The sequence below is a fragment of the Chitinophaga caseinilytica genome (assembly GCF_038396765.1).
Classification (GTDB): domain Bacteria; phylum Bacteroidota; class Bacteroidia; order Chitinophagales; family Chitinophagaceae; genus Chitinophaga; species Chitinophaga caseinilytica.
The window spans coordinates 3,266,333-3,292,555 of record NZ_CP150096.1; the positions used below are offsets into that span (position 1 = coordinate 3,266,333).

At 55.7% G+C, this 26,223-nt stretch carries 20 protein-coding genes and 1 pseudogene; 11 read left to right on the forward strand and 10 right to left on the reverse strand.

Features of this window, described 5'->3' with window-relative positions:
* Positions 1-51 precede the first annotated feature (51 nt).
* The 7 genes from WJU22_RS13475 to WJU22_RS13505 all read left to right on the forward strand — a co-directional run bounded on the left by WJU22_RS13475 (position 52) and on the right by WJU22_RS13505 (position 5,783).
* The gene (locus tag WJU22_RS13475; RefSeq protein WP_341838703.1) at positions 52-951 is read left to right on the forward strand and encodes a TraB/GumN family protein; all 900 of its coding nucleotides are present in this window, start codon (positions 52-54) and stop codon (positions 949-951) included.
* 47 nt (positions 952-998) lie between these two features.
* Positions 999-2,393 (forward strand): serine hydrolase, encoded by a 1,395-nt coding sequence (locus WJU22_RS13480; RefSeq protein ID WP_341838704.1) that lies wholly within the window; start codon positions 999-1,001, stop codon positions 2,391-2,393.
* A gap of 227 nt (positions 2,394-2,620) precedes the next feature.
* A complete protein-coding gene (locus tag WJU22_RS13485; RefSeq protein ID WP_341838705.1) occupies positions 2,621-3,379 on the forward strand; it encodes an SDR family oxidoreductase in 759 nt (252 codons plus the stop codon).
* 130 nt (positions 3,380-3,509) lie between these two features.
* On the forward strand, positions 3,510-3,980 hold the full coding sequence (locus WJU22_RS13490) for a DinB family protein (protein WP_341838706.1): 471 nt from the start codon (positions 3,510-3,512) through the stop codon (positions 3,978-3,980).
* A 54-nt stretch (positions 3,981-4,034) separates the two neighbouring features.
* On the forward strand, positions 4,035-4,607 hold the full coding sequence (locus WJU22_RS13495; RefSeq protein WP_341838707.1) for a hypothetical protein: 573 nt from the start codon (positions 4,035-4,037) through the stop codon (positions 4,605-4,607).
* Positions 4,608-4,649: 42 nt separating this feature from the next.
* On the forward strand, positions 4,650-5,204 hold the full coding sequence (locus WJU22_RS13500; protein WP_341838708.1) for a hypothetical protein: 555 nt from the start codon (positions 4,650-4,652) through the stop codon (positions 5,202-5,204).
* Positions 5,205-5,231: 27 nt separating this feature from the next.
* Positions 5,232-5,783: a hypothetical protein gene (locus tag WJU22_RS13505; RefSeq protein WP_341838709.1), complete on the forward strand. Its 552-nt coding sequence runs from the start codon at positions 5,232-5,234 to the stop codon at positions 5,781-5,783.
* A 50-nt stretch (positions 5,784-5,833) separates the two neighbouring features.
* On the opposite strand, the gene WJU22_RS13510 is transcribed toward WJU22_RS13505, so the two are convergent.
* The 8 genes and pseudogenes from WJU22_RS13510 to WJU22_RS13545 all read right to left on the reverse strand — a co-directional run bounded on the left by WJU22_RS13510 (position 5,834) and on the right by WJU22_RS13545 (position 18,325).
* Entirely contained in the window at positions 5,834-7,111 is a 1,278-nt protein-coding gene (locus WJU22_RS13510) for a TCR/Tet family MFS transporter (RefSeq protein ID WP_341838710.1), read from the reverse strand.
* Positions 7,112-7,286: 175 nt separating this feature from the next.
* Positions 7,287-9,194, reverse strand: a complete 1,908-nt coding sequence (locus WJU22_RS13515) for a sodium:solute symporter family protein (RefSeq protein ID WP_341838711.1) — start codon at positions 9,192-9,194, stop codon at positions 7,287-7,289.
* Between the two features lie 39 nt (positions 9,195-9,233).
* Positions 9,234-10,445: a glycosidase gene (locus tag WJU22_RS13520; protein WP_341838712.1), complete on the reverse strand. Its 1,212-nt coding sequence runs from the start codon at positions 10,443-10,445 to the stop codon at positions 9,234-9,236.
* 47 nt (positions 10,446-10,492) lie between these two features.
* The gene (locus WJU22_RS13525; protein ID WP_341838713.1) at positions 10,493-12,307 is read right to left on the reverse strand and encodes an aryl-sulfate sulfotransferase; all 1,815 of its coding nucleotides are present in this window, start codon (positions 12,305-12,307) and stop codon (positions 10,493-10,495) included.
* A gap of 65 nt (positions 12,308-12,372) precedes the next feature.
* Positions 12,373-13,065, reverse strand: coding sequence for a RagB/SusD family nutrient uptake outer membrane protein (locus WJU22_RS13530; RefSeq protein ID WP_341838714.1), 693 nt, complete (start codon positions 13,063-13,065; stop codon positions 12,373-12,375).
* 323 nt (positions 13,066-13,388) lie between these two features.
* Positions 13,389-14,006 (reverse strand): annotated as a pseudogene (locus WJU22_RS13535) (RagB/SusD family nutrient uptake outer membrane protein); the annotation flags it as partial.
* Between the two features lie 28 nt (positions 14,007-14,034).
* The gene (locus WJU22_RS13540) at positions 14,035-17,055 is read right to left on the reverse strand and encodes a TonB-dependent receptor (RefSeq protein WP_341838715.1); all 3,021 of its coding nucleotides are present in this window, start codon (positions 17,053-17,055) and stop codon (positions 14,035-14,037) included.
* A 397-nt stretch (positions 17,056-17,452) separates the two neighbouring features.
* Positions 17,453-18,325, reverse strand: coding sequence for an AraC family transcriptional regulator (locus WJU22_RS13545; RefSeq protein ID WP_341838716.1), 873 nt, complete (start codon positions 18,323-18,325; stop codon positions 17,453-17,455).
* A gap of 164 nt (positions 18,326-18,489) precedes the next feature.
* Between WJU22_RS13545 and WJU22_RS13550 the strand changes: the two genes are divergently transcribed.
* The 3 genes from WJU22_RS13550 (at position 18,490) to WJU22_RS13560 (ending at position 21,115) form a co-directional block, all read left to right on the forward strand.
* The gene (locus tag WJU22_RS13550) at positions 18,490-19,059 is read left to right on the forward strand and encodes a hypothetical protein (protein WP_341838717.1); all 570 of its coding nucleotides are present in this window, start codon (positions 18,490-18,492) and stop codon (positions 19,057-19,059) included.
* A 46-nt stretch (positions 19,060-19,105) separates the two neighbouring features.
* Complete coding sequence (locus WJU22_RS13555; protein ID WP_341838718.1) at positions 19,106-20,464, forward strand: S41 family peptidase; 1,359 nt, start codon at positions 19,106-19,108, stop codon at positions 20,462-20,464.
* 72 nt (positions 20,465-20,536) lie between these two features.
* On the forward strand, positions 20,537-21,115 hold the full coding sequence (locus tag WJU22_RS13560; protein ID WP_341838719.1) for a YdeI/OmpD-associated family protein: 579 nt from the start codon (positions 20,537-20,539) through the stop codon (positions 21,113-21,115).
* A 1-nt stretch (position 21,116) separates the two neighbouring features.
* On the opposite strand, the gene WJU22_RS13565 is transcribed toward WJU22_RS13560, so the two are convergent.
* Positions 21,117-21,758 (reverse strand): response regulator transcription factor, encoded by a 642-nt coding sequence (locus WJU22_RS13565; RefSeq protein WP_341838720.1) that lies wholly within the window; start codon positions 21,756-21,758, stop codon positions 21,117-21,119.
* A gap of 713 nt (positions 21,759-22,471) precedes the next feature.
* Here WJU22_RS13565 and WJU22_RS13570 point away from each other — a divergent pair.
* On the forward strand, positions 22,472-25,429 hold the full coding sequence (locus tag WJU22_RS13570) for a sensor histidine kinase (protein WP_341838721.1): 2,958 nt from the start codon (positions 22,472-22,474) through the stop codon (positions 25,427-25,429).
* On the opposite strand, the gene WJU22_RS13575 is transcribed toward WJU22_RS13570, so the two are convergent.
* A complete protein-coding gene (locus WJU22_RS13575) occupies positions 25,392-26,033 on the reverse strand; it encodes a response regulator transcription factor (protein WP_341838722.1) in 642 nt (213 codons plus the stop codon). The genes WJU22_RS13570 and WJU22_RS13575 overlap by 38 nt on opposite strands.
* Positions 26,034-26,223 lie beyond the last annotated feature (190 nt).

Consider the following 26,223-nt stretch of genomic DNA (forward strand, 5'->3'; position numbering starts at 1 on the left):
TTTCATATGTTATAACTTATATTATATATTTGGAATAATTGTTGTTTGATAATGAAAATGCAGCTACTCCGTTCCGTCGCCCTCACTATGCTGGCCCTGCTTTGCACCCTGGCCGGCCGTTCCCAGACCACAGACGTTCATTCCCAGTTATGGAAAATCACCGGCAAAGGCCTCCCGGCGCCGTCGTACCTCCTGGGCACGCACCACGCGGTGGGTGGATCGTTCGTGGATTCGTTCCCCGCCATCAGGCGCGCCTTCGACGCCTCCAAAGTCCTCATCCGCGAGGCGCTTCCGGTTCCCGCAACGGCCGATTACGCCGCCATCCTCGAATTCCCGGTTAACGATTCCCTCCAACGGTATATGTCCCCGGCCGATTTTCAAACGTTGACCACTTTCATCCGCTCCAAACTCACCGGCGACGACACGCTCCTCATGGCCCGTGTTCCCCGACTCACCCCGCAAGCCGTCAATTTCCTCATCACCGAACTGAAAGGGGACGACGCTTCCGGCAACGCAACCCCTACCGAACCGGGAATGGACGATTTCCTGTATGACCGGGCCCGGTCGCAAGGCAAAAACGTCGTGCCGCTGGAAGATGTCATCGACCAGGCAAAGTCGATCAAAGCCAGCGCAGACCTCCGCCAGCAGGCCGCACAGCTGGCAAGACGCATATCCGGGAGCACAGGCGCTGCAGACGATGCTTTCCAGGTCAATACCATGACCGTTTACCGCAGCCGCCGCATCCCGCACTATTTCTCCTACCAACAAACCCAGCAGTTCGAGCGCGCCTATGGAGCCGACAGGAACCTGCAATGGATGCAAAAACTCCCCGCCCTCATCGAAAAAGGCCCCGCGTTCATCGCCGTGGGTCACAATCACCTGGTCAGTTCCGAAAGTCTGGTCCTGCTCCTGCGGAAAGCCGGGTATACCGTCACCAACGTCCCCCTCTGATTTTCTTCCCGGAAATTCCCGATATTGGGAAACTTAACGGTTTTCCCATGTCCCGCATCCTGGTTACCCTTTGCTTCCTTGTAGCCTCGCTCGCCGCCGGCGCGCAATCGTCCATCCCGGAACGGCTTTCCGAACGCATTCCCGCATTAATGGTGCGGGATCGCATACCCGGGCTTTCCATCGCATACATCGAAAAAGGGCAGGTGGCCTGGGTCAGGCATTTCGGCGTCGCCAGCAAAGCCACCGGCGAGCCCGTGCGGGCCAACACCCGCTTCGAAGCTGCTTCCCTCACGAAAGTGGTCACCGCTTACATGGCCATGCAACTGGCCGGCAGCCGCCAGCTCGATCCCGATAAACCCCTCCGCGATTATCTCGGCAATAATGATGACGTGGGCGACGATCCCCGGTTTGCGGCCGTTACCGCACGGCGGGTGCTCACCCATACCGCCGGGTTCCCCAACTGGAGGGATTCGGAGAAACTCACTTTCCTTTTTGCGCCCGGCGAACGGTTTGAGTATTCGGGCGAAGGGTTTGTATTGCTGTCGAAAGCGATGGAGAAAATTACCGGAAAATCTTACGCAGAATTGGCGGAAGACAGCGTATTTACGCCGCTGGAAATGATCCACAGCAGTATGGTCTACGATACGGCTTCGCGGCAACTGTATGCCCCGCGGCACAACTGGCTGGGAGAAACGGCTTACCCTGCCGACTATACGAATGTGAACGCCGCCTATAGCCTCCGGACAACGGCAACCGACTACGCGCTTTTCCTGTCTGCATTGCTTTCCGGCAAAAAGTTCGATCCTGTGCTGTTCCGCGACATGATGCGCCGGCAAAGTTTCCCCGATCCGAAGGAATCGCCGGATGTGGCCTGGGGCCTGGGCATCGGGCTGGACAGCACTTCCACCGGCCGCTACGCCTGGCATTGGGGCGATCAGGGCGACAGCAAGGCGTTGTTCGTCGTGGATATCGACAGGCAGGAAGGCATCGTATATTTCACCAACAGCGCCAACGGGCTTTCTCCGGCTGCAGATATCCTCGCCATCGCGCCCGGCGGTAACCAAAGCGGTATCGTAAAATGGGTGAAATATGACAAGTTCGATCCGGCGGCGGAAACGTTGCTGCTGTCTATCCGCAATGAGGGCGCGGCAAAGGCGATGAAAGCATATGTAGCCGGCCGGAAGGAAAAGTTCCCGGAAAACGTGCTCAACATGCTCGGTTACGCTTTGCTGCGTGAAAAGAAAACCGCAGACGCGATCGCCGTCTTCACGCAGAATACGACCGATCATCCGGAATCGGCCAACGTGTGGGACAGTCTTGGCGAAGCTTACATGGAGAACGGGGACAAGCCGTCTTCGATCATCAATTACGAAAAATCCCTCCGCATCAATCCTAATAACGGCAACGCCGCGCAGCAGCTCAAAAAGCTCCGCGGAAAATAATCCTGTCCAACGCTACTTTACTCCATAATCCGCTTCCAGCAAGGCGGCCAGGCCGTCGTATCCCGATTTTTCAGTTATCTGAACAAAACGTTAAATAGCGCGTTGAATGATAGTTGTCATGTTTCCCGCTTCCGCAAACCGGTAACTTTGAAATACTTTCAAACGAAGCCCCGTTTATCCCGTTAAGCCTATCAACCCGTATTGTATCATTCAAAAAATATTGCATTATGAAAAGATTGGAAAACAAGGTTGCCCTGATCACGGGCGGCGCAGGCAGTATCGGACAGACGACCGCAAAATTGTTCCTCGACGAAGGCGCCAAAGTGGTGCTGGTAGACCTGGATGAAGGAGCGCTGAAAAAGATCACCGGAGAATTGGGCCCCAACGCGGCTTATGTGTCGGCAGACGTGACGAAGTCTGAAGACGTAAAAAAATACGCGGAAGAAGCGGTGAAGAAATTCGGGAAGATCGACGTGTTCTTCAACAACGCCGGTATCGAAGGGGCCGTGGCGCCCATCACCGAGTTCCCGGAAGACGTGTTCGATAAAGTGATGGCCGTGAACGTGAAAGGCGTGTTCCTGGGATGCAAATACGTGCTCCCGCAGATGAACGACGGCGCCAGCATGATCATCACCTCCTCCGTGGCCGGCCTGGGCGGTTCGCCCGAATTCGTGGCCTATGTTACCTCCAAACACGCGACCCTCGGCATCATGAAAACCGCTGCGCTGGAAGCGGCGGCCCGAAAGATCCGCGTGAACTCCATCCACCCCTCGCCGGTCAACAACCGGATGATGCGCTCCATCGAAGAAAGCTACGCGCCCGGTAATGCGGCGGAAATGCAGAAAGGCTTCGCCGCGGGGATTCCCCTCGGCCGGTATGCAGAGCCCATCGAAATCGCGAAACTGGTGCTGTTCCTCGGGTCAGACGACAGCCAGTTCATCACCGGCGCACAATATGTGATAGACGGTGGTTCCAACGCCAAATAGCAAATGCTCGCACTTATACGAAAGCGGCTCCCGGATGTTCCGGGGCCGCTTTTTTTCTTGATGGCCATATCGATAAATACAATTTGACTGAATGGTTTAAAAAGGTACATTTGATGAAAATTGTACGACGATGACACAAGGATCCCCCGAAAAGGAAATATGGTCGGCCTGGGCGAAACTGCTCGACCGCGATCTGAAGAAACTCCACGAAGAGATCGCTGCTTTCAAAAGCGAAGAAAACGTATGGAAAACGATCGGCTCCATCATTAACCCGGCCGGAACGCTTTGCCTGCACCTTACCGGTTCGCTGAACCATTTTGTGGGCAATACCATGGGCAATACGGGTTTCGTGCGCGACCGCGAAGGCGAATTCGCCAACAGGAACATCCCCCGCGAAACTATGCTCCGCGACCTCGACGCCTGCCGGGAAATGGTGGTGAAAACGCTGAATGCCCAGCCCGAAGGGACCCTCACGGCCACATTCCCCCGCAAATTCATGGAGCAGGACGTTACGTACGCCTGGTTCCTGAGCCACATCCTTACGCACCTGAGCTATCATCTCGGCCAGGTGAATTACCTCCGCCGGGCGTTGGAAGGGTGATGATGGGAAATGTGAAGGACTTGGCGTAATTTCAGGGAACCAATCCCTTCGCCTATGCCGCAATTCACCTTGAAACCCTTCCTGTTTTTCAGAACGGTCCTTTTTTACCTGGCCGCCACGATCGCGTGGACGGTTGCCGCTATTCGTACCCAGGAATTCGGGGAACCCGGTGAGGGCTTCATCCTGGAGCTGGGATATTTGCTGATCCTGGGGTTTTCGCTGGTTGTGGGTATGCGCAACTTTCGATCGGGGATGCTGGTGATGATTCCTGCCGGCGTGATCCTGATTTTCCTCATCGCTACATTTGTTTTGGGCCTGGCCTTGCTGGCGATGCATGCGCCGGTATGGATATATTTTATCATGAACGCTGCATTCGTCTCCGTTGCCATGACATGGTTGATCGATTGGTGGGACGAACTTTCCTTCCGGAAATGGACGATCGTGCTGACCGGGGGATGTTTGCTGATCGGGTACTTGTTGATCGGCGTATGTAAGTCGGCGCTGGAAGAAGAATTTAATATTAAAGCGAGGATGTCTATGTTCCTCATTTTTCAGACTGTACTGATCATTCCGCTGGCGTTCGGTATGGCGGTAGAGAAGTTAGGAGCGGAGCAGGAAAATATGTAATTCGCATAACTAGCGAACAATGCCAATGTTAAATTCTAACCTATGAAATCTATCACTTTCAACCGGCCTGTATTTCAGCGAACTTTGGGTGTTTATGTAGTGGGCACATTTGTCGTGCTTGCGCTGAGCGTGCTTTTGCGGCTTTCCACCATTTATAATGAAATGCTCGTATTGCTGGCGTTGTTCCTCGTTTTACCGGTAAGCCTGGTTTGGGGGATGGGGAAATTCCGGCCGGTGACGTTGCTATTGGTCCCGGTTGCGGTAGCCTTGTTTCTGTTCAATTCTTTTGGATTGATGGGGATCGTCAGCAGCCTAACTGATGCGCGTTGGGTATATGCGGTGGCGGCATCACTGTTGACGGCGGCGGTATTTACCTTGCTGGTAGACCGCTGGCATAAGGTGGCTTTCCGGTGGCAGACGATGCTGGGTACGGAAGTGGGGATGGCAGTGGCCTATGTGATTATTGATTATTTAGAGCGGCAGCGGCTCGACCTGGGTATGATTGGCAATTCGTCGGTATTTCTGATCTTCCATACCCTCATCATCCTTCCATTGGCGTTGGGAATGGCAGTGGGGAAGAAGGAAGTAACGGCTTGATGTATACTGATGCAGAAAAAAGCAATAATGAAATCAATCACATTCAATTGGCAGGATTTTTCGCGCACGATGGTTATTTACGTGGTGGCTACGATATTGTTTCTGGCCATCCGCAGCACTTCTCTGGAGCTTGGTGGCAAAGCTGATTTCGCTTTTTTCCTGGTTTTCCCGCTAAGCCTGATATTAGGCATGCGGCCGTTCAGTTGGTTTAGCCTCGCGTTGATCCCGATAACGCTGGGAATTTGTGCTGTCACGGGATTTTTTATTTTGGGAGGACTGAATCATGGGGGAACGAGTTTTTGGGGATTGTATTTATTTTCTTCGTTGATGACCGCTGGCTTCGTCGTTGGGGTGCTACATTTTTGCAGGCCAATGCGCTACCCGGTGTGGGTGTTTGTGGCTACTGCCGGTTTCAAAATGATCGCTTTCTGGGTTTTTCAGGCGCATTATATGTTGAGGGATACAGCCACCGATAATTTCAACATATTTCTGCTGTTCAATTCCCTGATGGTATTGCCGCTGGCGACGGGTATGGCGCTGGAAAGCAAGGGCAGCCTGCCGGAAGAGGCGGTGGCATAAAAAAGGACCCACCGTTCCGGTGGGCCCCATATTCAATTTCGTATCCTTAATTAGTGTAAAGGCATTTCCGTAGCCGCCTGTGTTTGCTCGAGCACATGCCCGACGGAGGGATTCGACTTCTCCCGCATGAACACCCGCTTGATGATCACGATGCTCAGCCCCATGAAAACGGCGCCGATAATAAAGTGGATCCCCGGGAAATGGAACGGCGCCTTCACCGAAGTGAAATAAGCGAACGTACCGTTCATGATCAACGGCCCGAAGATGGTGGTGAGGCTCATCAGGCTGGTAAGCCCTCCCTGGAGCTCACCCTGCTGGTTGGCCGGCACGTGCCCGGCGATAACCGATTGCAGGGAAGGGCCGCAAATCCCGCCCAAACAGTAGGGCACAAGAAAAGCAAACATCATCCAGCTTTGGTTGGCAAATGCGAAAAGTACCATTCCGAGCGTATACAGCCCCAATCCCACATAAATACTCCTTTCGTTCCCGATTTTCGGGACGATCACCCGGGTAAGCCCGCCCTGCACGGCGCCCACCAGTACGCCTACGAGCGCCAGCGACCAGCCTACCATATCAGAATGCCAGCCGAAGCGGTATTGGGTAAAGAAGTTCCAGTTGCCCTGCACCGCCTGGCTGCCCAGGTAAATGAGGAAGAAAGCGACCGACAGCCCGGCGATCTCGGGGTGGCGGGTGAGGAATTTCAGGGAGCCGAAAGGGTTGGCGCGCTTCCAGTCGAACGGCCGGCGGTTTTCCTTCGCCAGCGATTCGGGCAGCAGGAAGTAACCGTAGATGCAGTTGATGAGGCAAAGCACGGCCGCGGCGTAGAACGGTGCGCGCAGACCGAATTTGGCGAGCAGCCCGCCCAGCGCAGGCCCCAACACGAAACCCAGGCCAAAGGCCGCCCCGATCATCCCGAAGTTCTTGGCGCGGGAGGTCTCGTCTGTGCTCACATCAGCTATATAGGCCGAAGCTGTGGTAAAGCTCGCCCCGGTAATCCCCGCGATGATTCGGCCCGCGAACAGCCAGCCATATGTTGGTGCCATGGCCAGGATAATATAGTCGATACCAAAGCCCAGCAGCGAAATCAGCAGGATGGGCCGGCGGCCGTAGCGGTCGCTCAGGTTGCCCACCAGCGGCGCGCAGATGAATTGCATGATGGCGAAAACGGACAGCAGCAGCCCGCCATAGGTACTGGCCTCATTCAGCGGAATACCCTTCAGCTCGGCGATCAGGTCGGCCATTACCGGGATGATCAGCCCGAAACCCATCACGTCGATCAGTAGTGTTACGAAAATAAAGGCCAACGCCCCTTTCTTGTTTGATTGCATATAGTGGTTTTACAGATTCCAAAAATAATCCCGGCAAATCAGATTGAAGGGGCGCAAACGCGACAATTTTAGGGTATTTTAAAACTTCCCTGAAAAGTACAACCGCGGCTTCCCTTCGTCTTTTCAAGACAAAGTTAAACCGCGGTTTTGACAGCCTTATGTCAGCAGTAATTTTCTACGCAACCGATTTTTCCATCACCTGTTCCTGCGTGCTTTTTCCGATGGTAGCCATAAACCGGTCGTATTCGATCGATTCTTTGTTCATTTTGTCGTACCAGTTCTTTTTCAGGATCAGGGTGGTAATGCCCAGCACGAGGACGGTACTGAGGAGCGACAATTTGTGTTGCAGCACGATGTACATGGGCAGCAGGGTAAGGGCGCATTGCCAAACGATCCCCACGCCGATGTTCACCATATCCCGCCGGAAGTTCCTGTTCGGTTGCAGGCCGGGGTAACGCGCCATGGCCTTCGCCGCCACCGGCCCCCAGAAGCCCCAGGGCCGCACGCGCACATAAAACTCCACGAGCGTATCCTCATCCACCGGCGGCGAACTGTATGTGCCGATCAGGCAACCTGCCAGCGATACAACGAGCATGAGGGGGAAATAATACAACGGCAGGGTATTGGGGAATAGCAAGGGTACGAACATCGCCGCGATGATCCCCGCCGCCATGCCCCAGAAGAACCCGAAACCGTTAAAGCGCCACCAATGCCACTTGAGCACGTTCGCCGCGATATAGCCGCCATACAGCGCGGAAACGATCCATTGCAGGATGGTATTGATATTTTGCAGGTAAAAGCCCACGCAGGTGCTGAAGATCACCACTACCGCCGAAATGATATAGCTGGCGCGGATCTGGGTTTTCACCGGCGCTTTGGGATTGATGTACCGCAGATAGATGTCGTTGATCAGGTATGCCGGCGCGGCGTTGACGGTGGAGGCAAAGGTGGAAATGAACGCCGCCAGCAAACTGGCCAGCAGCAATCCCGTCAATCCCGCATACGAAAACTGGCTGATCGCCCGGGGAAGGATGGTCTCGAAGTCGATGCCGTTGCCCATCTGCCGGAAATCGTCGCTGAAAAATACGATCGCCAGCACGGTGAACCCCATGATCATCAGGTATCTCGGGAACAGGAGGAACACGGAAACCGATGCGCTCATGAGCGAAGCCTCGCGCGGGTTGCGGCACGCCAGGATCTTCTGCATGTCGTAGCTGGGCGCAGGCCCGGCCATGCTGAAGAATATCCCCTTGAAGAGCATCATCATCACGAATATGGCGAACAATCCGTACTGGTCGCCGCTGATCTTGTCCATGATCGCCGGGATGTGGTTACTCCAGTCCAGCCCCAGCTCCCAGCCAAAGAAAGGTGTATCCCATCCGGCCGGGACTTTCGCCGCCAAAGCTTCCGGGCTCACTGCGTTGATGGCCGTTACGGCGATGGTAATGCCGGAAATCGTCATGATGGTGAATTGCACGGCATCGGCCCATACGATCCCTTCCATCCCGCCCATGATCACATACAGGGTGGCGATGCTGGTAAAGAAAATCCCGTACAGGTGAGGGACGTACTCAGGGGCTACGTAAAAAGGAACGTAATTGGAAATAATGTCCCACGGCAGGAAAACCTCGATGAACTTGCCTACACCGATAAATCCGTAGCAGAGGAACCCTACCACGCCGATCACCGCGTAACAAACTACCACCCCGTGCGCCAGCCCGGCGCCGTTGCCGAACCCGAAGCGCGTCCGGATCCATTCGGCGCCGGTCCGCGCATTGCTGCGCCGCAGCCACATGGAGAGGTACACCATCATGAAAATCTGGTTGAATACCGGCCACAGCCAGGGCACCCACAAGCTTTTCAGGCCGTATACGAACGCCAGGTATACCATCCACATCGTCCCCGAAATGTCGAACATCCCGGATGCGTCGGACAAGCCCAGCATATACCAGGGCAGCTTTTTGCCGCCGAGGAAATAGCCATCGAGATTCCGGGCGGCCCGTTTTTTCACGATGAGGCCGATCACCACCATGGCGGCGAGATATACGGCGATTATGATCAAGTCGATTAATGCGATCTTCATTGTCTGGTGTTCCTTGTAACGTGGTAAAAGGCGGTAAAGTTAGATGAATTTAGGACTGGCGGAAGACTTTTCCTTTTGCTGCTCGAATGCCAGGTTCCGGTCGATCAGCTCGTTGATCCGCTGAACGGAGGAAGCCGACCGCAGGCCGTCTTCCGGCGTATGGAGGCAGTAATCCAGCAGTTTATCGACGGTGGTGGTGGCCACATGCATCCGCGTGTCGCTGGAAGCGTAGTAGATGTACACCGTCCCGTCGTCGTCGCAGATCCAGCCGTTGGAGAAAAGTACGTTGGATACGTCTCCTACGCGCTCCATGTCTTCCGGCGCCATGAGGTACCCCGCCGGTTCCGCGATCTGGCGGGAAGGCTCGTCGAGCGCCGTGAGGTAGAGGTACAGCACGTACCGGAGCCCCGCCGCGCAGGCGCGCACGCCGTGGGCAAGGTGCAGCCATCCTTTGGAAGTCTTGATGGGATGGGGGCCTTCGCCGTTCTTCAGTTCTTTTATCGTGTGGTAAAATCTTCTGTTGATGATCGATTCCTGCTCCACAACAGGATGGAGAATGTCTTTGACCAGCGCCCAGCCGATGCCGCCGCCGCGCCCGGCCATGATGAAATCGTCTTGCGGACGGGTATAGAACGCATAGCAGCCATCTACGAATTCAGGATGCAACACCACGTTGCGCTGCTGGCTGGTTGAGCGCAGGTTGGGCAGGCGCTCCCAGGCCTGGAAGTCTTTCGTCCGTACGATGCCTGCGCTGGCCATGGCGGTAGACAGATCGCCGGGCGCCGCATCGGGGTGATGGCGCTCGCTGCAGAACACGCCGTAGATCCAGCCGTCTTCATGCGCCGTGAGGCGGATGTCGTACACGTTGGTTTCGTGGGGATCGGTGTCCGGCAATTCCACGGGCCGCGGCCAGAACCGGAACTGGTCGGTACCGTTCGGGCTTTCCGCGATAGCAAAAAAGGATTTCCTGTCTACCCCTTCCACGCGCACCATCATGAGGTATTTTCCGTTCCATTTGATGGCGCCGGCGTTCATGGTGGTATTGACGCCGATGCGTTCCATACAGTGCGGGTTCGACTGCGGGTTCTGGTCGTACCGCCAGTTAAGCGGAATATGTTCGTGGGTGATGACCGGGTTGCGGTATCGCTGCACGACGCCGTTGTGGTACGAAGCGGGAGAGTTAGGCTGGGCCAGCAGGGCCTCCTGTCGCTGAACGAGGGTTTCCCAGCGTTGCTGAAACTGGTCTTTCATGTGTTTTCCTTTCTTCTGCAATTGTTAAAAGTCCAAAAATCTGTTGTCTAATAGGTTTCGGGGTAGAGGGATAAACGGGTAACTCTGTGGAAGGCGGTGCCGCTGGGCGCGGTGATCTCCATCTCGAAAATCACTTCTTTCGTGGCGGGATCCACTTCCACCACGCGGCCGCCGAACCCTTTGCCGGTAGGTACGCCCATACCGGGGAAGAACATGATGTGCCCGGTCTGCTTCAAATACTGAACGCCCGAAAGCGCCTGCGAAAACGCGGCCGCACCACGGTTTTTACCGTAAGACCATACCTGCTGCACGGTTCCTTTCGCTTCGTCGATCTTGTATTCTACGGCGCGACTGTAATTCTGCGTCTGCGAATTGGGGGTAAACTGGCGGTCGTAGCCATTGTCGAACACGAGGATATTGCCGTTGGGCAGGCTCACGGGCGTGTGCGGGCCCCAGGCCCAGTCGAACCCCGGCGCCGCGGCCTCTCCATTCACAACGGCAACGTCCGTAACCGCGTTCCCGGCTTCATCAACCGGTTTGAGCAGGAACCGCTGGAATTTGTCGCCCCAGTTTTTATGCGGCGAAAGGATCCATTTCAGCGTACCGCCGGCCGTATAGGAAAAAACGCCCTGGTAGCGGCAGGTGATGAGCAGGTTGCCGAGGTGCTCGGCTACGGAATTGTTATGCGCCCAGTTGCCGGGCGATTGTGCGAAGGGGCCGGGCGTGGAGCCGTCGGGCAACTTCGGATAGCGCGAAGAGTCGAGCATCGTAGCGAGGTCCCACTCATGGGCGATGGTGCCGTTGACGGGGTCTAGCTCTATGATGAAGTCGTTGATGCGCGGCTTGCCGTTGGCGAGCCGGGCGGAAGATTTGCTTACCGTCACGAGGAAGTTCCCGTTTTGGGCTTCCGCCACTTCGTGATGGAAGGTATAGCCGAGTGCGGCGAGGTCCCACTTGCGGAGGAGCTTTCCGAACATATCCATCTCCACGATCCGGTGCAGTTGCCCGTCTCCGGAGATGAAAGTCCCTTTTTTCGTGCGTTTCAGGCCGATGGAAGCGCCGAACCGCTGGAAGTCGGGGGAGTTTTTCAGGAGCAATATCCACCTGATCTCGCCTTCCGCGTCTACCATGTAAGGCGCGGAAACGTCGATCTCGCTTTCCCCGGGATAGTTCACCAGGTTCAGGCCGGGTTCCATTTTGGCCGTTTGGGCAACGATGGTTTGGGGAATGGCGAAGCCCTGCATGGGCAGGGGGGCCGTCTGGATGCGGAGCTGCGTGGCGCCGCGTTCCTTCCCGTCTTTATCGGTATAGGTGAGGGTGATGGTGTTGTTATAGTTGGGGTAGAGGCCGAGGATGGGCACATCCTGCCTTACGAGCGTAGATTGCAGCAGGTGGGTAATGGTGCCGGAAGTGCCTTCTTTTCCCGCTACCGTTACGCGGATGCGGCCCGCCGCGGGCAACCGGAGCTCGGCCAGGGCGGCGAGGGGATTGCAGCCCGAGGGGTTCAGCGTCACGCCTTCCACCATAAAATCGAGGTTGCCGCCTTTCGTAGGCACGGTTACCACGTTGCCGCCGCGAAGCGTTACCAGTGTTTTCCATTTGTCTTGCTGGTCCTGCACCTGCGCGATCTCTTCCGCGGGAATGCGGATTTCTTCCGTTTCGAAGCGGAAAGTATAAACGCCGCCGGAAAGGGAGTAGCCGTTGAGCAGGCTGCCGATGTCGGCGAGGCGTTCGAATGTCTTTTGAATAGCGGGGTCTGGCGAATCGTTGCCACGGTTTTTGCGGCAGGAGATCAGCGACGCGATGAGGAGGATGGGAAAAATGGTCCGGGTAAGCCTTTGCATCAGGTTGTTCACTTTCATATACGCGAGAGGATAAAAGGCCGGGAACGATGCCCGTTCCCGGCCGGTGATTCACATTTTACATATTACCAAAGAGGATGCTGCCGGATAGCTGTGTTCGTGTTCAGCTCATTCTGCGGAATGGGCAGGTAGTAGTGTTTCTGCTGGAAGTTTTCGGCGCCCTGTTTCTTGTTGGCCACCAAAATCTGCTTCATATCTGCATAATTGTACCAGCGTTTCAGGTCGAAGAAGCGGTGCCCTTCGAAGAAGAACTCCAGTTCGTTCTGGTGTACCACTTCGGCCATGATAGCGTCTGCGGAGCCCCAGGTTTTCGCGGCGAGCCCGGCGCGGTTACGGATGCGCGTGAGGTCTGCGGCGGCATCGCCGAGTTTGTTGGTCTTGGCGCAGGCTTCCGCATGCAACAGGAGCACTTCCGCGAAGCGCATCACGCGCAGGTTGTTGTTCTGGTTCGCCTGGTTGTAATGGCTGTTGGCGTCTTTGACGTTCTTGTAGTAGTTGGTGAACTTCTTGATGAGGAAGCGCCCTTTCTTACCGTCGATCGTCGGGTAGTCGGGCTGGCCGCGGAGGCGTTTGGATGCGGAGGCTTCCCATATCTCGTCGAACGACATATTCCCGAACCACGCACCATCGGGTACGTTGTCAGTGAAATCGGAATGTTTCCAGAAGAAGCTGGTGTACATACGTTTGTCGAAACGCGTGTCGGAGCCTGCGGGCCTTTGTTCCTGCACGAAGCTGGAAACGATGGAGGCGGTGGGCATCCATTTGAACCAGCCGCCGGTGCCCTGGGCCCTGCGAAGTTCGGGATCACGAAGCCCTGTGTGTCGTTGGGGCCTTCCGATCCCCAGGCGCCCTGTCCGAAGCTGCCGTCGTACTGGATCTCGAACACGGATTCCTTGTTCATTTCCGTGTATTCGGTGAAGTTATCGCCGAATTCGGCGGTGAGGTCGTAGGTGTAAGGCGCGCTCAGCAGCAGTCGCAGTTCCGTTTCGGCTTCCGCGTATTGCTTGGTATAGCACAATGCTTTACCGAGGTGGGCAATGGCGGCACCTTTGGTCACGCGGCCGGATTCTTTCGCGGGGCGGGTCACGGGGAGGAATTCCTTCGCCGTTTTGAAGTCGGCGATCACCTGTTTCCAGATATCGGCCTCGGGCGAGGAAGCTTTCATCACTTCGGCCTGATCGTCCAGCGCGGGGATGAGGCGCAGGGGCACATTGCCGAAGTTGGCCGCCAGCAACAGGTAGTTGTACCCGCGGAGGAAGGCGGCTTCGCCGTAGAGCTCGTTTTTCTTTGCCTCGCTCATGGGCACGTTGCGCACGTTCTTCATCACCACGTTGGCGCGGTTGATAGCCTGGTACAGCCGGTCGAAATCGCTTTCGGCGGTGTTGGGCGTGTTGGTGTAGGTAGCGGGCTCCCAGTTGTGCATTTCCTCGTTGAGGATGAACCAGACATCGTCAGCACGGTTCATGGTATGCCAGCCGGTGTAGCCGCCGAAGTAGCCGTACATCTGTCCGCGGATGGGGGAGTAGACGGTGGCCATGGCAGCCTGTGCGTTGGCTTCCGACGTCCAGAAGGTTTTATCTACGGCCTGGTTGGGATTCGTCAGGTTGAGGAATTCCGATTCGTTGCAGGCTGCGAACGTGCACGCCAGGAAGGCGGCAAATGAAGTTCTTTTTATAGTGGAAAAGTTCATTTTTTTCATTTTTCGGTCGATGTTGTGGATGACAGTCTTAGAAGTTCACCTGGAGGCCTACCATGATCGTTCTCGCGAGGGGGAAACGGCCGTGGTCGGTACCTCTTGTCATGGTGCCGCCGCCGCCGCCGTTCTGCTCGTTGTTCTGGCCGAGGTCGGGGGAATAGCCCTTGTATTTGGTGATGGTGAAAGCGTTATCCATAGCGGCATACACCCTGGCGTCGCGGAAACGTGCTTTCTGCACGAGCGTGTTGGGCAGGGAATAGCCGAGCTCCAGCGTTTTGAGGCGGAGGAAATTGCCGCTTTCCAGCCAGCGGTCGCTCACGCGGCGGGCGTTCTTGTTTTTGTCTTCCTGGGTGAAGCGGGGCATGTCGGTGTTGCGGTTGGTTTCCGTCCACGCGTTGAGCACATCCTTGCCAAAGTTGGTATACTCGTTCATGGATTCCATCCGGGCGCGGGTGTAGTTGTAGATTTTGTTGCCGGTCATACCGTCGAAGAAGAACCCGAAGTCGACCCCTTTATATTCCAGCGATCCGCGGATACCGTACATGAAGCTGGGGAAGGGGCTGCCTGCGAACTGGCGGTCGTCGTCACCGATCTTTCCGTCGCCGTTGAAGTCGATATAACGGATATCGCCGGGCTTCGCATCGGGCTGGATGAGCTTACCATCTTTCCCTACGTGTGCATTCACTTCGTCCTGGCTCTGGAACAGGCCGTCGGTTTTGGTCACGAAGAACGAGCCGATGGGATATCCCACTTTCGCCCAGGTTACCGTGCCTTCGCCCTGTGGGTTGTAACCGCCGAATTCCTGGATGGTGCTGCTTACGGTGATGGCTTTCACTTTGTTTTTCGCGGTGGAGCCGTTCACGCCGATGCTGTAATTCACCTGGCCGATGTTGCTGCGGTAATTCACGAGCACTTCATACCCGGTGTTGCGGATGATGCCGGCGTTCATCGGGGGGCTGCCCTTGATGCCGGTGGAGCCGGGCTGACCGATGTTCAGCAGTACGCCGTCGGTTTCCTTGATAAAGTAATCGGCGTTCAGCGTCAGCTTGCCTTTCAGGAAGCTCGCGTCCAGACCGATGTTGCTGGTTTTGGTCTCTTCCCAGGTCAGTTGCGGAAGGGCTACCCATTCCACACCGGTGTTGGTACCCATCCACCAGGTACCGCCCTGGATGTAGTTGATACCGCTGGTGCTGATGCTCTGGGTGGTATAGTTACCGATTTCCTGGTTGCCCAGTACGCCGTAGCTGGCGCGCAGTTTCAGCTCGTCAATGGAGTTTTTCAATGGCGCGAAGAAGTTTTCGTTCATCACGTTCCAGCCTACGGAAACGGAGGGGAACACGCCGAACTGGTGGCCCGGCGCGAACCTGGACGATCCGTCGCGACGAACGGAAGCGGAGAACAGGTACTTCGAATCGTAGCTGTACATCACCCGGCCGAACATCGATACCAGGGCGTTTTCCTGCAGCGAACCGTTGGTGGATTGCTGTGTGGTAGGGCCTGCGTTGATCGCGTCGGTGCCAAAGGGAACGTCGAGGCGGCTGGCGCCGAACCCGCGGTTGGAGTTCTTCTGCGCGGCATAACCTACCACAGCGGAAATGTTGTGGTTGCCGATCTCGTTATCGTAGTGAAGAGTGTTCTCCGCCAGCCATTGGTTGTTGAAGAACGCTCCTTCGGCGAGGCGCGACTGGTAAGAACCGGAACCGAAATCATAGGGCACGTTCGCGTTGTAGTTGCGGCCGTTGTTGCGGTTGATACCGAGGTTGAATTTGTATTTCAGTCCTTTCACGAACAGGTCTACTTCCGCATAACCGTTCACCAGCAGCTCGTTCACGTGTTGCTGTTCGTTGAACAGCATGGAGCGGCCCACCGGGTTGTCCATGTTCTTCATCCAGGGCGAGATGCCGGTGTACCCGCCGAGCTGGTTGGGGTTGTAAACGGTCATCAGCGGGTTCTGGCGGAGCGCATCGGTGATGGTCATCGAGTTGATCTGCTTGTTGGAATTGCGCAGCAAAATGGTGCTTCCCAGGCGTACATGATCGTTCAGGAAGTTGAAGGTATTTTTTGCGCGGATGTTGTAGGATTTGAACCCGGAATTGAGGATAACGCCTTTCTGGTTGATATAACCTGCGGAAAGGTTGTAGGTGGAACGTGCGGTACCGCCGGCCACGCTGAGGTTCAGCTTGGAGATGGGGGCGGAGCGGTATACTTCGTCTTGCCAGTTGGTGCCTTCGCCCTGGAAGTCTACGGCTTCCTGGGGCAGGTAGCCGGATTGTTTCATCACGGTTTTCCACTGCTGGGCATCGAGCACGCCCAGTTTGCGGGTCACGTTCTGAACGCCGGTCAGGGCGTTGATGTTCACGGTAGGCGCCATGTCTTTGCGGCCGCTTTTCGTGGTAACGAGCACCACGCCGTTGGCGGCGCGGGCACCGTAGATCGCTGCTGCGGATGCGTCTTTGAGCACTTCGATGCTGGCGATGTCTGCGGGGTCTACCATGTTCATGTCGCCATACACCCCGTCGATCACGTACAGCGGTGTGTTGGAGCCGAGAGAGCTGAGGCCGCGGATGTTGATGCTCATGCCGGCGCCGGGCTGGCCGCCGCTGTTGGAGACGGTTACGCCGGCGATGCGGCCCTGGAGGGCGGATGCGGCGCTCTTGGCGATGTCTGCCTGGAGGTCTTTACCGGTCACGGAAGCTACCGCGCCCGTGAGGTCTTTTCTTTTCACACGGCCGTAACCGACAACGATCACCTCTTCGAGCCTGCTGTCAGATTCCAGTGTGATGGCCACGTTCGCGGATTCGCCGACTTTGATTTCGATCTTTTGCATGCCCACGGAAGAGAATTCCAGGGTCTGGCCCTTTTCGACGTCCAGCGAGAAATTACCGTTGGCGTCTGTGGTCGTGCCTTTGTTAGTGCCCTTGATGCGGACAGTGGCGCCGGGGATCCGGTTGTTTTCCCTGTCGGTCACCGTGCCTTTGAGCGGGCGCGCCTGTTGCGCCCATGCGTTGAGGCTGAATACTCCAAATAGCAGTATGAATGCGATTTTTTTCATACGTAGAAGCGGATTTTTAAAGTGTATTGAAGAAAGGTGTTATGTCTGATGGGGCCCGCTGCGGGGCGCGATTGCTTATCATTTTGGTTGCTGTCTCGTTTTTATCCGGTGGTAAAGCTAGAAGATTGGTGCTTCGGAGGATTGACCGTATTGCTCATTTTGATTGAACAATCGGTTCAATTTTGCAGGCGTATGGAATACAGCTGACGCTAACGGACGCTAAATTTCCGGTTGCGGGCGTAAATGCCCGCAGTGGCAGTTCAGGGAAGATTAAATGTCGGATTGACGTCGTTGTCCGGGAGGGGCAGGCAGGTTGGGGAAGTTTGCTTGTGGGGAGGTTTTGTTGTACGATTTGTTCAATCGGGTTGAACTTCTGCGTCAGCCGGTTTCCCGGAAATCAGATGATGGTTTGATGTTTCCGGGACATGTCGCGGTACTCCGCCGGCGTGATGCCTTTTGCCTTTTTGAAGACGCGGTAGAAGTAGGAAATGCTGTTGAAACCGCAGCGGGCCACCACGTCCGGTATGGGCGCTCCGGCCTTCAGCTCCTGGATGGCCAGGTTGATGCGCACGTCCAGCAAATAATCCGTAAAATTCATACCGGTATGCAGTTTCAGAAACCGCGCGAAGGTAGACCGGCTCATGTTGAGGACCGCCGCGGCGTCCGTCATCCCGATGTCTCCCGACACCTGGCGGTTGATGAGCGTCCGTAACTGCTGCAATTGTCGCTCGGCGCTGTTGATCTCCGGCGTGGCGGTGCTCGACAGCTCGCGGTAGTCATCTCCCTTCGACAATTCATGCAGCAACATCAAAAACCGCATCACGGAATAAAAACCATCCGTTTCCATGGTGAGGATGCGCAGGAGCGGTTGCACCCTGTCTATGGTAGCCGTCCCGAAACTCACGCCCCTGGCCGCCCGCGAAAAAAGCTGGCGAACGCTGCGGAACTGGTTCTTGTCAAGATATTGCTCGATGAGCGAAGAATGGAACTGGATCGTGATCTCATGGATATTGCTGGAAGTACAGGCCCCGTCTTTCCAGGCGTGCTTCAGCTCCGGGTTGGCGATCAGCACCAGGTCCCGCTCGCCGATGGTTTCCACCGAATCGCCGATGACCCGCTCCGCCCCGGGCGCCCCTTCCACGAAATTCAGCTCGAATTCAGGATGCACGTGCACGGGAAAGGTGAACGACGACTTCCTTCTGTCGAACACAACAAAGCAATCTTTCTCCGATAAGGGCGATTTCTCGCGGTAAATCTCGGGCGTAGTCATAATCTCGGCGGTCTAAAAACGTGTTATGCGCCTTAAATGTAACGATTTAGCGGAAATTTAGCAGGAAACGAAAAAAGGGGCCGCCATTCCCCTGGTTTTGATTTTGGAAGAATGTTATTATTTTGGGATAGCATACATTCCCATCCCTAACCCGATCAAATATTATGTTATCCCAATCAGATTTTACTTTATTCCTCCGGGCCTGGCCCGAAAAACTGCGGCCGGATGCGTTGGCCGTTGGTGAACATTTATCCGGCACCCTCAATAACGATCGCGCTATCGACGAGTATAATCATCCCATATTTTCGCTGGACGGTGAGCAGGTACATATTCCGGCGCGCATGCATTGCCGGGAGCCGGATTTCGAGGCGGAGGTGCCGCAATTCACGGAAACGCAGCTACGGATGTATCATTGCACCTTTCTCCGGAACCACGACGGGTTCGTACGGCAGCGGGCCCTGGCGGCGCTGGACAAAGATCTTGATTACTGGATGGTACCTTTCGTGCTGCAACTGCTCGGAGAATACGTCATTGAAATTATCCAGGACCTGGATGCATACATCACCGGTGTGAACATGACAACTTTCGCGCGGTTCGTGAAAGAAAACCCGGCATATTGGCGGTTGACGGAAGACCGGATCGGTAGTTACTGGGTGTATTACCGCGACCGCTTCCCCGACATCCGGCAGTACCCCGCCAGGCTGATCGCCAACAGAATTAACGCAGCTTTATGACTTGGCTTGCATCCACTGTTTCGGATTTTACCTACCTTTTCGTTCCATGAATAGAATTGTTTTTTGCCTCCTGCTCCTGATCACCGGGAACACATTCGCCCAAAGCCCCCTCACGCGCGCCCAGGCCGTTTCCGATATCGATTATTATGTGCGAACGATGAAAGCTTCGCATTATTCGCCTTTCGCGGAAATTACTGAAAAGGAATTCGACCGGCGGACAGGGGAGATCAAAAGCGCCATCGGCGACTCCATCTCCATCCCGGAATTTTTGTGGAAGATGTACGAAATCACCGCCCTTATCGGCGATGCCCACAGTACCCCGCAGCTCGGCCAGCCGGCTTTCCGTGACGATTTCCAAAGTCCGTTGTTCTTCCCGTACCGGTTGTTGCAAGACAAAAACGGCGTGTATGTTCCCCGCATGATGGCCATCGTCCATGGCCTGGAGCCGGGCGAGCCTATCGTCAGCATCAACGGCGTAAGTATAGATGCGCTGCGCAGGGAGCTGGATACGCACCTGGCCGGCCTTCCCGCCTTCCGCCGGGAGGCAGGCATACGGCTTTTTTCGTATTTCCTTTACCTGAAAGGCGTTCGCCCGCCATTCACGGTAACGTTCCGGGAGAAGGGATCGCCACAGACCGTAATTCAACAGCGCGTTCCGTTGAAAGCGGCGCTGGCGGTGAGTATGCCCCATATCACGGAGCCGTTCGTGTTTGAAGTGCGTGCCGGGAAAGTGGGGTACCTGGATGTGAGGACGCTGAGCGCCAGTCCGGCGAAATTCTCCGCCTTCCTCGATTCCGCTTTCACCGCGTTCCAGCAGGTCAACGTACATACGCTGGCGATAGATCTGCGGAACAATAGCGGCGGCAATACCGATCTGGCCGACATCCTGCTCAGTTATATTACCCGGAAACCCTACTCCTGGGGCCTCAAAAGCTGGAAAATCAGCCAGCCGTACAAGGATGCGCTCATCGCCAACGGCGATACCACCGCTCCCTACCTGCGCCGGGAAAACGGTACCATCTGGAATTCCAGCGATCCCCTCGTGCAGAAGCTGCCCTCGCGGCACGCAGACTCCCTGTTCAAAGGAAAAGTATATTTCATCACCGGGCCCTTCACCTTTTCCAGCGCCATGGCCCTCGCCGATGTCGTGAAAACCTGGAAACTGGGCACCATCGTGGGTGAGCCCACCGGCGAAAAGACAAAGGATTACGGCGAAGCGTTCACCATCGAGCTGCCGGCCAGCAAAATCCGTATCCAGTCTACGTCTTCACTCAGTCATGGGGCAAGCGGCACCCGCGCAGCGAATATGCCGGTGATGCCCGGCGTGCCCATCAGGACGGAGGTTGCCGACGACCGGCGGGGCATCGACCGCGCCATGGCATACATCCTCCGGCAAGCGAAATAAAATAAAGTTGGCGGGCTACTGACATAAGGCTGTCAATCCCCCGGAATACATTTGTGCTACAAACCCATTCAAATGTTGAAACAGGACGCACCCACCTTTACGCCCGAAAGCAGCCAGGCATGGCGCCAATGGCTGAAACAACACCATCAGACCGAAAAATCGGTATGGCTGGTCATGTACAAACAACAATCCGGCAAGCCCGTCATCAACTGGAGCGAGGCGGTAGACGAGGCGCTGTGCTTCGGGTGGATCGACAGTACCCGCAAAACGCTGGACGAGCATACGTTCATCCAGTTTTTCAGTCGCCGGAAGCCGAACAGCAACTGGTCGAAAATCAATAAGGACAAGGTCGAAAAGCTGATCGCCGCCAAAAAAATGACGAAAGCCGGGCTGCGTTGCATTGAAGTGGCCAAGCAAAACGGTTCCTGGACGATCCTCGACGAAGTGGAGCAATATCTCATCCCCAAAGACCTGGAAAAAGCGTTCAAATCCCATCCCGGCGCCAAAACCTGGTTTACCAGCCAGGCAAAATCGGTCCAGAAGCTCATGCTGGCGTGGATCGCCATGGCAAAACGCCCCGAAACGCGGGAGAAACGGGTGGCGACGGTAGCTGAATCCGCCGGCCGGAAAGAGCGTCCCGCGAATTTGTAACTCAGTTGGAGTACAGGCGTACCATTTCCGCCAATTCAATAATGTTGGAGATATTGAGCTTTTCGAAGATCCGGCTTTTGTAGGTGCTCACGGTGGTGACCTGCAGGTTCAGTTCTTTGGAAATGTTCATCACGCTCATTCCTTTCGCCAGTAAATGCATCACTTCCTTCTCGCGGCCCGACAGCGTGTGCAGCGGGTTTACCGTGCCGTGGGGGCCGAAGCCATGATGGCCGCCATGGTCCATCAGCCGGGTGCGGATGCCGGGCGTGATGTATTTGCCGTTTTCGGCCATGGTAACGATCGCGCGGCGGATTTCTTCTTCCGGGGCGTGCTTTTCGAGATAGCCGTCTGCCCCCGCCTGGATATAATTAATGCCGAAAATCTGCTCGTCGTACCCCGAAAAAATGAGGATCCGGATATTCGGCTGCCGGAGGCGCACCGCGCTGATCATCTGGAGATTGTTGCCGCCCGGGATATTGATGTCGAGAATGAGAAGATCGAAGGGTTGTTCCGACAAATGCCGGATGGTTTCGTCGAAATCGGCGGCTTCCACCACCTTCACCGGCTCCAGCAGGTCTTTGATGATGGTCGTAATGCCGAACCGTACAATGGCATGGTCTTCCGATACGAGTACAGATTTCATGGACTGGTAATATGCCGGCAAAGCTAGCGATTTTGACGAGTTTGCCGGATGAATGCCCCGAATGTCGAATAATTACTACAGGCCGGCCCATGGAGACGGTATATCTTTGTGCCGCGTTTGGAAACCTGCCGGTTTACGACGGCCCTCCCGGCCGCCCCGGTCTTGCCCCTGTTGTGGAAATCACCCGTCCACCCCCGTTTCCCATCCGCTGCTATCCATTTTTTCACACACGATCACTATCCGTCCGCCCGTTCGAAACCACGGGCCGGAAGGCTGTACATACAGGAACTATTTTGGTTTTTCAAAGGATATGGTTTTAAAAGAAAGGGTTGTTATTCCTGACGACCCTTTTTTATTTCATACCTATACGTAACGGATATACGATGATCCGTGTACCGGTACTTTTTACTGAAAATCCTAACGAGTCTTTTTCCTTTCATGGTTATGCGTAACGGCGATGCGAGTTGTCGTGTTCCGGCACTTTTATGGGGAAATACCGGAAATCCAGGCGACCTTTTTTCATTTTAGCTATCTGTAACGGCTATACGGGTTGTCGTGTTTCGGTACTTTTTACCGGAAAAAGCAGGAAGTTTTGATTTCGGGAGATGGCGTGCTAAATTTGCGTGCTAAAACGGAAACGGACCAGTCTGAAATTATTTATCTACATATCTGTGTTGATATCCCTTTGCCTTGCCGCGAAAGCGCAGCATGGGATGGATACCGCACGTTATCTGCTGCGGCATTACGACAACAGCAGCGGGCTGCCGCAAAACAGCGTAAACGCCATCGGCGCGGATGCGGAAGGGTATATCTGGCTCGCTACGGAAAACGGGCTGGTGCGGTTCGATGGGTTGCATTTCCGGCTGTGGACGGGCGAAAACCCTCCGCTGAAGAACAACCGTTACTATAATATTTTCTTCGACGAGAAAGGACGCCTCAGCGCCATGAACTACCACGACGAAGTAGTGACCATCGCGCACGGCCACGTAACCCGCGACTCCCTGACCCCGCTCTCCGCCCGCGATTTCGTACGCTGGCGCCAGCCGGATAATTCGCTCGACAGCGGCATTTCCTACCACATCCGCCTGCCGCTCCGCCCCATGGGCTGGGGCGCCGAGCTGGAATGTCTCCACTGGCAGACGGGGAACGACCGCTTTGTGGATTACAGGAACGGCAAGATGACGAGCCTCCGGGACGGCAAGCCCGAATACCAGCACCCGTTCCTCCATCACGGCAGCTGGAACTTTTTCCTGCTCAACGGCGTGCTGTATTTCCTGGAAAAGGACGGGCGCTCCGTTCGGTTCGGCCCGCAAATGCAGACCGCGCGCCTCCGGGGCGACATCGCCCGCGATCCCGCCTTCGCACGCCGGCCGGGAGAAATAAAGATTTTCTGGAACCGGCTCTATCCGGGCCATGTGCTGCTGTACTTCAATCATTCCTTTTACCTTACTACAGCCAAAGGCGATGGGCTCCACACACGGAAAGTATTCTCCGGATTCGATGTGAAGGCGAACAACATCAACGCCGCCTTTTACGATACCGCCTCCGGCAGCCTGTACCTCGGGAGCGGCACGCTCGGACTTTTCATCCTTACCCCGCAGTCTTTCTCCAGCAACCACGTGCCCGACGGCAATAACAGCCACTACAGCGTAATTCCCTATGGCCCCGACCGCGTGCTGACGCGCGGGTTCCTGTTGGGGCTGCCGGGGTCCGGGGTGCAACGGCTCGGCTGGCAGGCGACCAGCTCCGATTACTACAGCATGAGCCTGGATGGTTTAGGCAACATGTGGACGAAAGGGCACAACCAGCTGATGCGCTACAACCTGTTGCCGCCGCTCCGGCAAACCGGCCGGTGGCAACTGCCCGCCAAGATCACGATGTTGTACACGGACAGCCGGCAAAAGCTCTGGATCGGGCTGAACAACCACATGGGCGTATGGACGATCGACTGCCGGAAACCGGACACTGCCGCCACGAAGCTCCTGCAGCTATGGCTCGACCCTACCTGTTTCGCGGAAGACGGGAACATCATGTACATTGGTGCTAACCGCGGATGTTATATCTACAATATGGCTTCGCGACGCCTGGATTCATTAGCCGGACTAACGGGAAAGTATGTACGCAGCGCGAAAGTGACGCGGCCCGGCGAAGTGTGGATCACGACCTACGAAGACGGATTTTTTCTTTATAAGGACGGCCGGCTGACGGCGTTCCCGGCGGATAACGACCGCTACCTGGCGAATGCGCACTGCATTTACGCAGACCAAAAGGGGTATTTGTGGATCCCGACCAACAAAGGTCTTTTCCAGGCGCGGCGGACGGATTTGCTGGCTTATGCCGCCGATTCCACCGTTTCGCCCTATTATCATTATTACGATCGCAGCGACGGATTTGCCACCAACGAGTTCAACGGCGGATGCCAGCCCTGTGCGGCGGAAATGGGGAACGGATATGTGGCGCTGCCTTCGCTGAACGGCGTCGTGCTCTTCCATCCCGACTCCGTACGGCCCCTTTTGCCCGGGGCGGTGGTTTCGCTGGACAGGGCTTTGCTGGACAAGGAAGCGCTGGCGGCCGACAGCTTGATCCGCCTGCCGGGGCAGTTCCATTCCCTTCAGCTGGAATTCAGCAGCCCATATATGGGCAACCGGAAGAACCTGCAACTGAACTATGCGCTGGTGCGGGTAGGAGCGGGCGATACGATCTGGATCCCGCTGCCGGCAGACGGGCGCGTAACGCTGTCTGCCCTGCCGCCGGGCGATTATGCGCTGGTGGTCCGCAAGATGGACGGGTTCGGTCCCGGGAATTTTACCGACAAAACCCTGCGCCTGCATGTAAAAACGCCCTGGTACGAATCGCGCCTGTTCTACTTCGCGCTGCTGCTGTCGGGTGTGGTAATAACGTTACTGGTTACACGTTTAAGAACGGTTTATATCAACCGGAAGAACGCCATGCTGGAGGAGCTGGTGGCTTCGAAAACGCGGGAGTTGCAGGCGAAGTCGGCCTTGCAGGAGAAGATCATCCAGTCCGTTTCCCACAACATCCTCACCCCGCTGAAATACCAGCAGTTGCTGTCGCAGAAGATATTCGAAACGGTGGGGAAGGAGGCGAAATCGCTGTCCGACATGTCGCGCATCCTGAACGACCATACCCATTATTTATATTACATGGTGGCCAACCTGTTGCGGTATCTGAAGAGTCAGATCGAGGAGCGGGATGTGAAGGAGACGGTATTTTTCCCTGCTGAGACTGCCGGCGAGGTGCTGAAGATATTTGCCGGCATCGCTTCGGAAAAGGGGACGGAGCTGGTGAACGAAATCCCGGTTTCGCTGGCGTTGTATGGAGACGAGGTGTTGCTGTCGGTGATCCTGCACAACCTGGCAGACAATGCCGTGAAAGTGACGCGCAACGGGCGGATTGCGCTTTCGGCCAATGACGTGGGCGGCGGAACGGTGATCGTGATCTCGGATTCGGGGCCGGGGATGCGGGCAGACCTCGTCCAGTGGTTCAACCATGGCGCCTCCCGCGATTATCCGCTGGCTGGCGGCGGAATCGGGCTCATGATCGTCAAGGAGCTGGCGCAAACGATGGGCCTGCACGTGGCGGCTACGGCGGAAGCTGGGAAAGGAACCGAATTTACGGTTTGGTTTCCTGGCGAGCGGGGAACGCACTGACTTTGTCTGCCAGTTCGATCACATTGTTAACTCCCATCTTCCGGAAAATTTTCATTTTAAACGTACTGAGGGTAGACGACTGGATGTTGAGGGCGGCCTTGATCTCGGGGTTTCCTGCGCCTTTGACCATCATCTGCATCACTTCGAACTCCCTCGGCGAGAGTTGTGAGGATTCCTGCATTTTGTTTTTCGGGAAATGGCCCAGCAGCCGCGACTGCATGGGCGCGCTGATCCATGGCGCGCCGCCGATAACGGTGCTGATGGCTTCCTGGACGGTTTCGGGAGGGGCGGTTTTCTGCAGATAACCACTGGCGCCGGCTTTCAGGTAGCTGATGGCGTGGGTTTCTTCATCGAAATTGGAAAACACGAGGATGGGCGTGGCCGGGCGAATGCCCTGCACTTCGGCGATCATGCGCGGATGGCCGCCGCCGGGCAGCTGAATGTCCAGCAGTAAGAGGTCGCAGGGCGCTTCCCGCAGCAAATCCAGTACATGGTAAAAGGTGTCCGCTTCGCGGATAAAGGCTTTAGGATAACGTTCGCCGATAATGATCTTGACTCCCATTCTCAGTACGCTGTGGTCTTCGGCAATAATAATCTTTGGCATAAGGTTCCCGGGTTCGTAGAAATATTTCTATGGTTAGAATAGCTCTTATCATAAAAGTAGAAAACGAATGACACACCAACAAATTTGTGTCCGGTAATTTTGCGTATCGTGGCGGTAAACTGATCCGGAGCGTTTGTATTAACCAATCCTAAACCATAAAGCGGTATACCTATGTATTGACCTTTACATT

Excerpts from the sequence above, each read along its gene's own strand:
- WJU22_RS13475 (WP_341838703.1), top strand. The coding sequence starts at position 52 with ATGAAAATGCAGCTACTCCGTTCCGTCGCCCTCACTATGCTGGCCCTG.
- WJU22_RS13480 (WP_341838704.1), top strand. The coding sequence starts at position 999 with ATGTCCCGCATCCTGGTTACCCTTTGCTTCCTTGTAGCCTCGCTCGCC.
- WJU22_RS13485 (WP_341838705.1), top strand. The coding sequence starts at position 2,621 with ATGAAAAGATTGGAAAACAAGGTTGCCCTGATCACGGGCGGCGCAGGC.
- WJU22_RS13490 (WP_341838706.1), top strand. The coding sequence starts at position 3,510 with ATGACACAAGGATCCCCCGAAAAGGAAATATGGTCGGCCTGGGCGAAA.
- WJU22_RS13495 (WP_341838707.1), top strand. The coding sequence starts at position 4,035 with ATGCCGCAATTCACCTTGAAACCCTTCCTGTTTTTCAGAACGGTCCTT.
- WJU22_RS13500 (WP_341838708.1), top strand. The coding sequence starts at position 4,650 with ATGAAATCTATCACTTTCAACCGGCCTGTATTTCAGCGAACTTTGGGT.
- WJU22_RS13505 (WP_341838709.1), top strand. The coding sequence starts at position 5,232 with ATGAAATCAATCACATTCAATTGGCAGGATTTTTCGCGCACGATGGTT.
- WJU22_RS13510 (WP_341838710.1), bottom strand. The coding sequence starts at position 7,111 with ATGCAATCAAACAAGAAAGGGGCGTTGGCCTTTATTTTCGTAACACTA.
- WJU22_RS13515 (WP_341838711.1), bottom strand. The coding sequence starts at position 9,194 with ATGAAGATCGCATTAATCGACTTGATCATAATCGCCGTATATCTCGCC.
- WJU22_RS13520 (WP_341838712.1), bottom strand. The coding sequence starts at position 10,445 with ATGAAAGACCAGTTTCAGCAACGCTGGGAAACCCTCGTTCAGCGACAG.
- WJU22_RS13525 (WP_341838713.1), bottom strand. The coding sequence starts at position 12,307 with ATGAAAGTGAACAACCTGATGCAAAGGCTTACCCGGACCATTTTTCCC.
- WJU22_RS13530 (WP_341838714.1), bottom strand. The coding sequence starts at position 13,065 with ATGCCCACCGCCTCCATCGTTTCCAGCTTCGTGCAGGAACAAAGGCCC.
- WJU22_RS13540 (WP_341838715.1), bottom strand. The coding sequence starts at position 17,055 with ATGAAAAAAATCGCATTCATACTGCTATTTGGAGTATTCAGCCTCAAC.
- WJU22_RS13545 (WP_341838716.1), bottom strand. The coding sequence starts at position 18,325 with ATGACTACGCCCGAGATTTACCGCGAGAAATCGCCCTTATCGGAGAAA.
- WJU22_RS13550 (WP_341838717.1), top strand. The coding sequence starts at position 18,490 with ATGTTATCCCAATCAGATTTTACTTTATTCCTCCGGGCCTGGCCCGAA.
- WJU22_RS13555 (WP_341838718.1), top strand. The coding sequence starts at position 19,106 with ATGAATAGAATTGTTTTTTGCCTCCTGCTCCTGATCACCGGGAACACA.
- WJU22_RS13560 (WP_341838719.1), top strand. The coding sequence starts at position 20,537 with ATGTTGAAACAGGACGCACCCACCTTTACGCCCGAAAGCAGCCAGGCA.
- WJU22_RS13565 (WP_341838720.1), bottom strand. The coding sequence starts at position 21,758 with ATGAAATCTGTACTCGTATCGGAAGACCATGCCATTGTACGGTTCGGC.
- WJU22_RS13570 (WP_341838721.1), top strand. The coding sequence starts at position 22,472 with ATGGATACCGCACGTTATCTGCTGCGGCATTACGACAACAGCAGCGGG.
- WJU22_RS13575 (WP_341838722.1), bottom strand. The coding sequence starts at position 26,033 with ATGCCAAAGATTATTATTGCCGAAGACCACAGCGTACTGAGAATGGGA.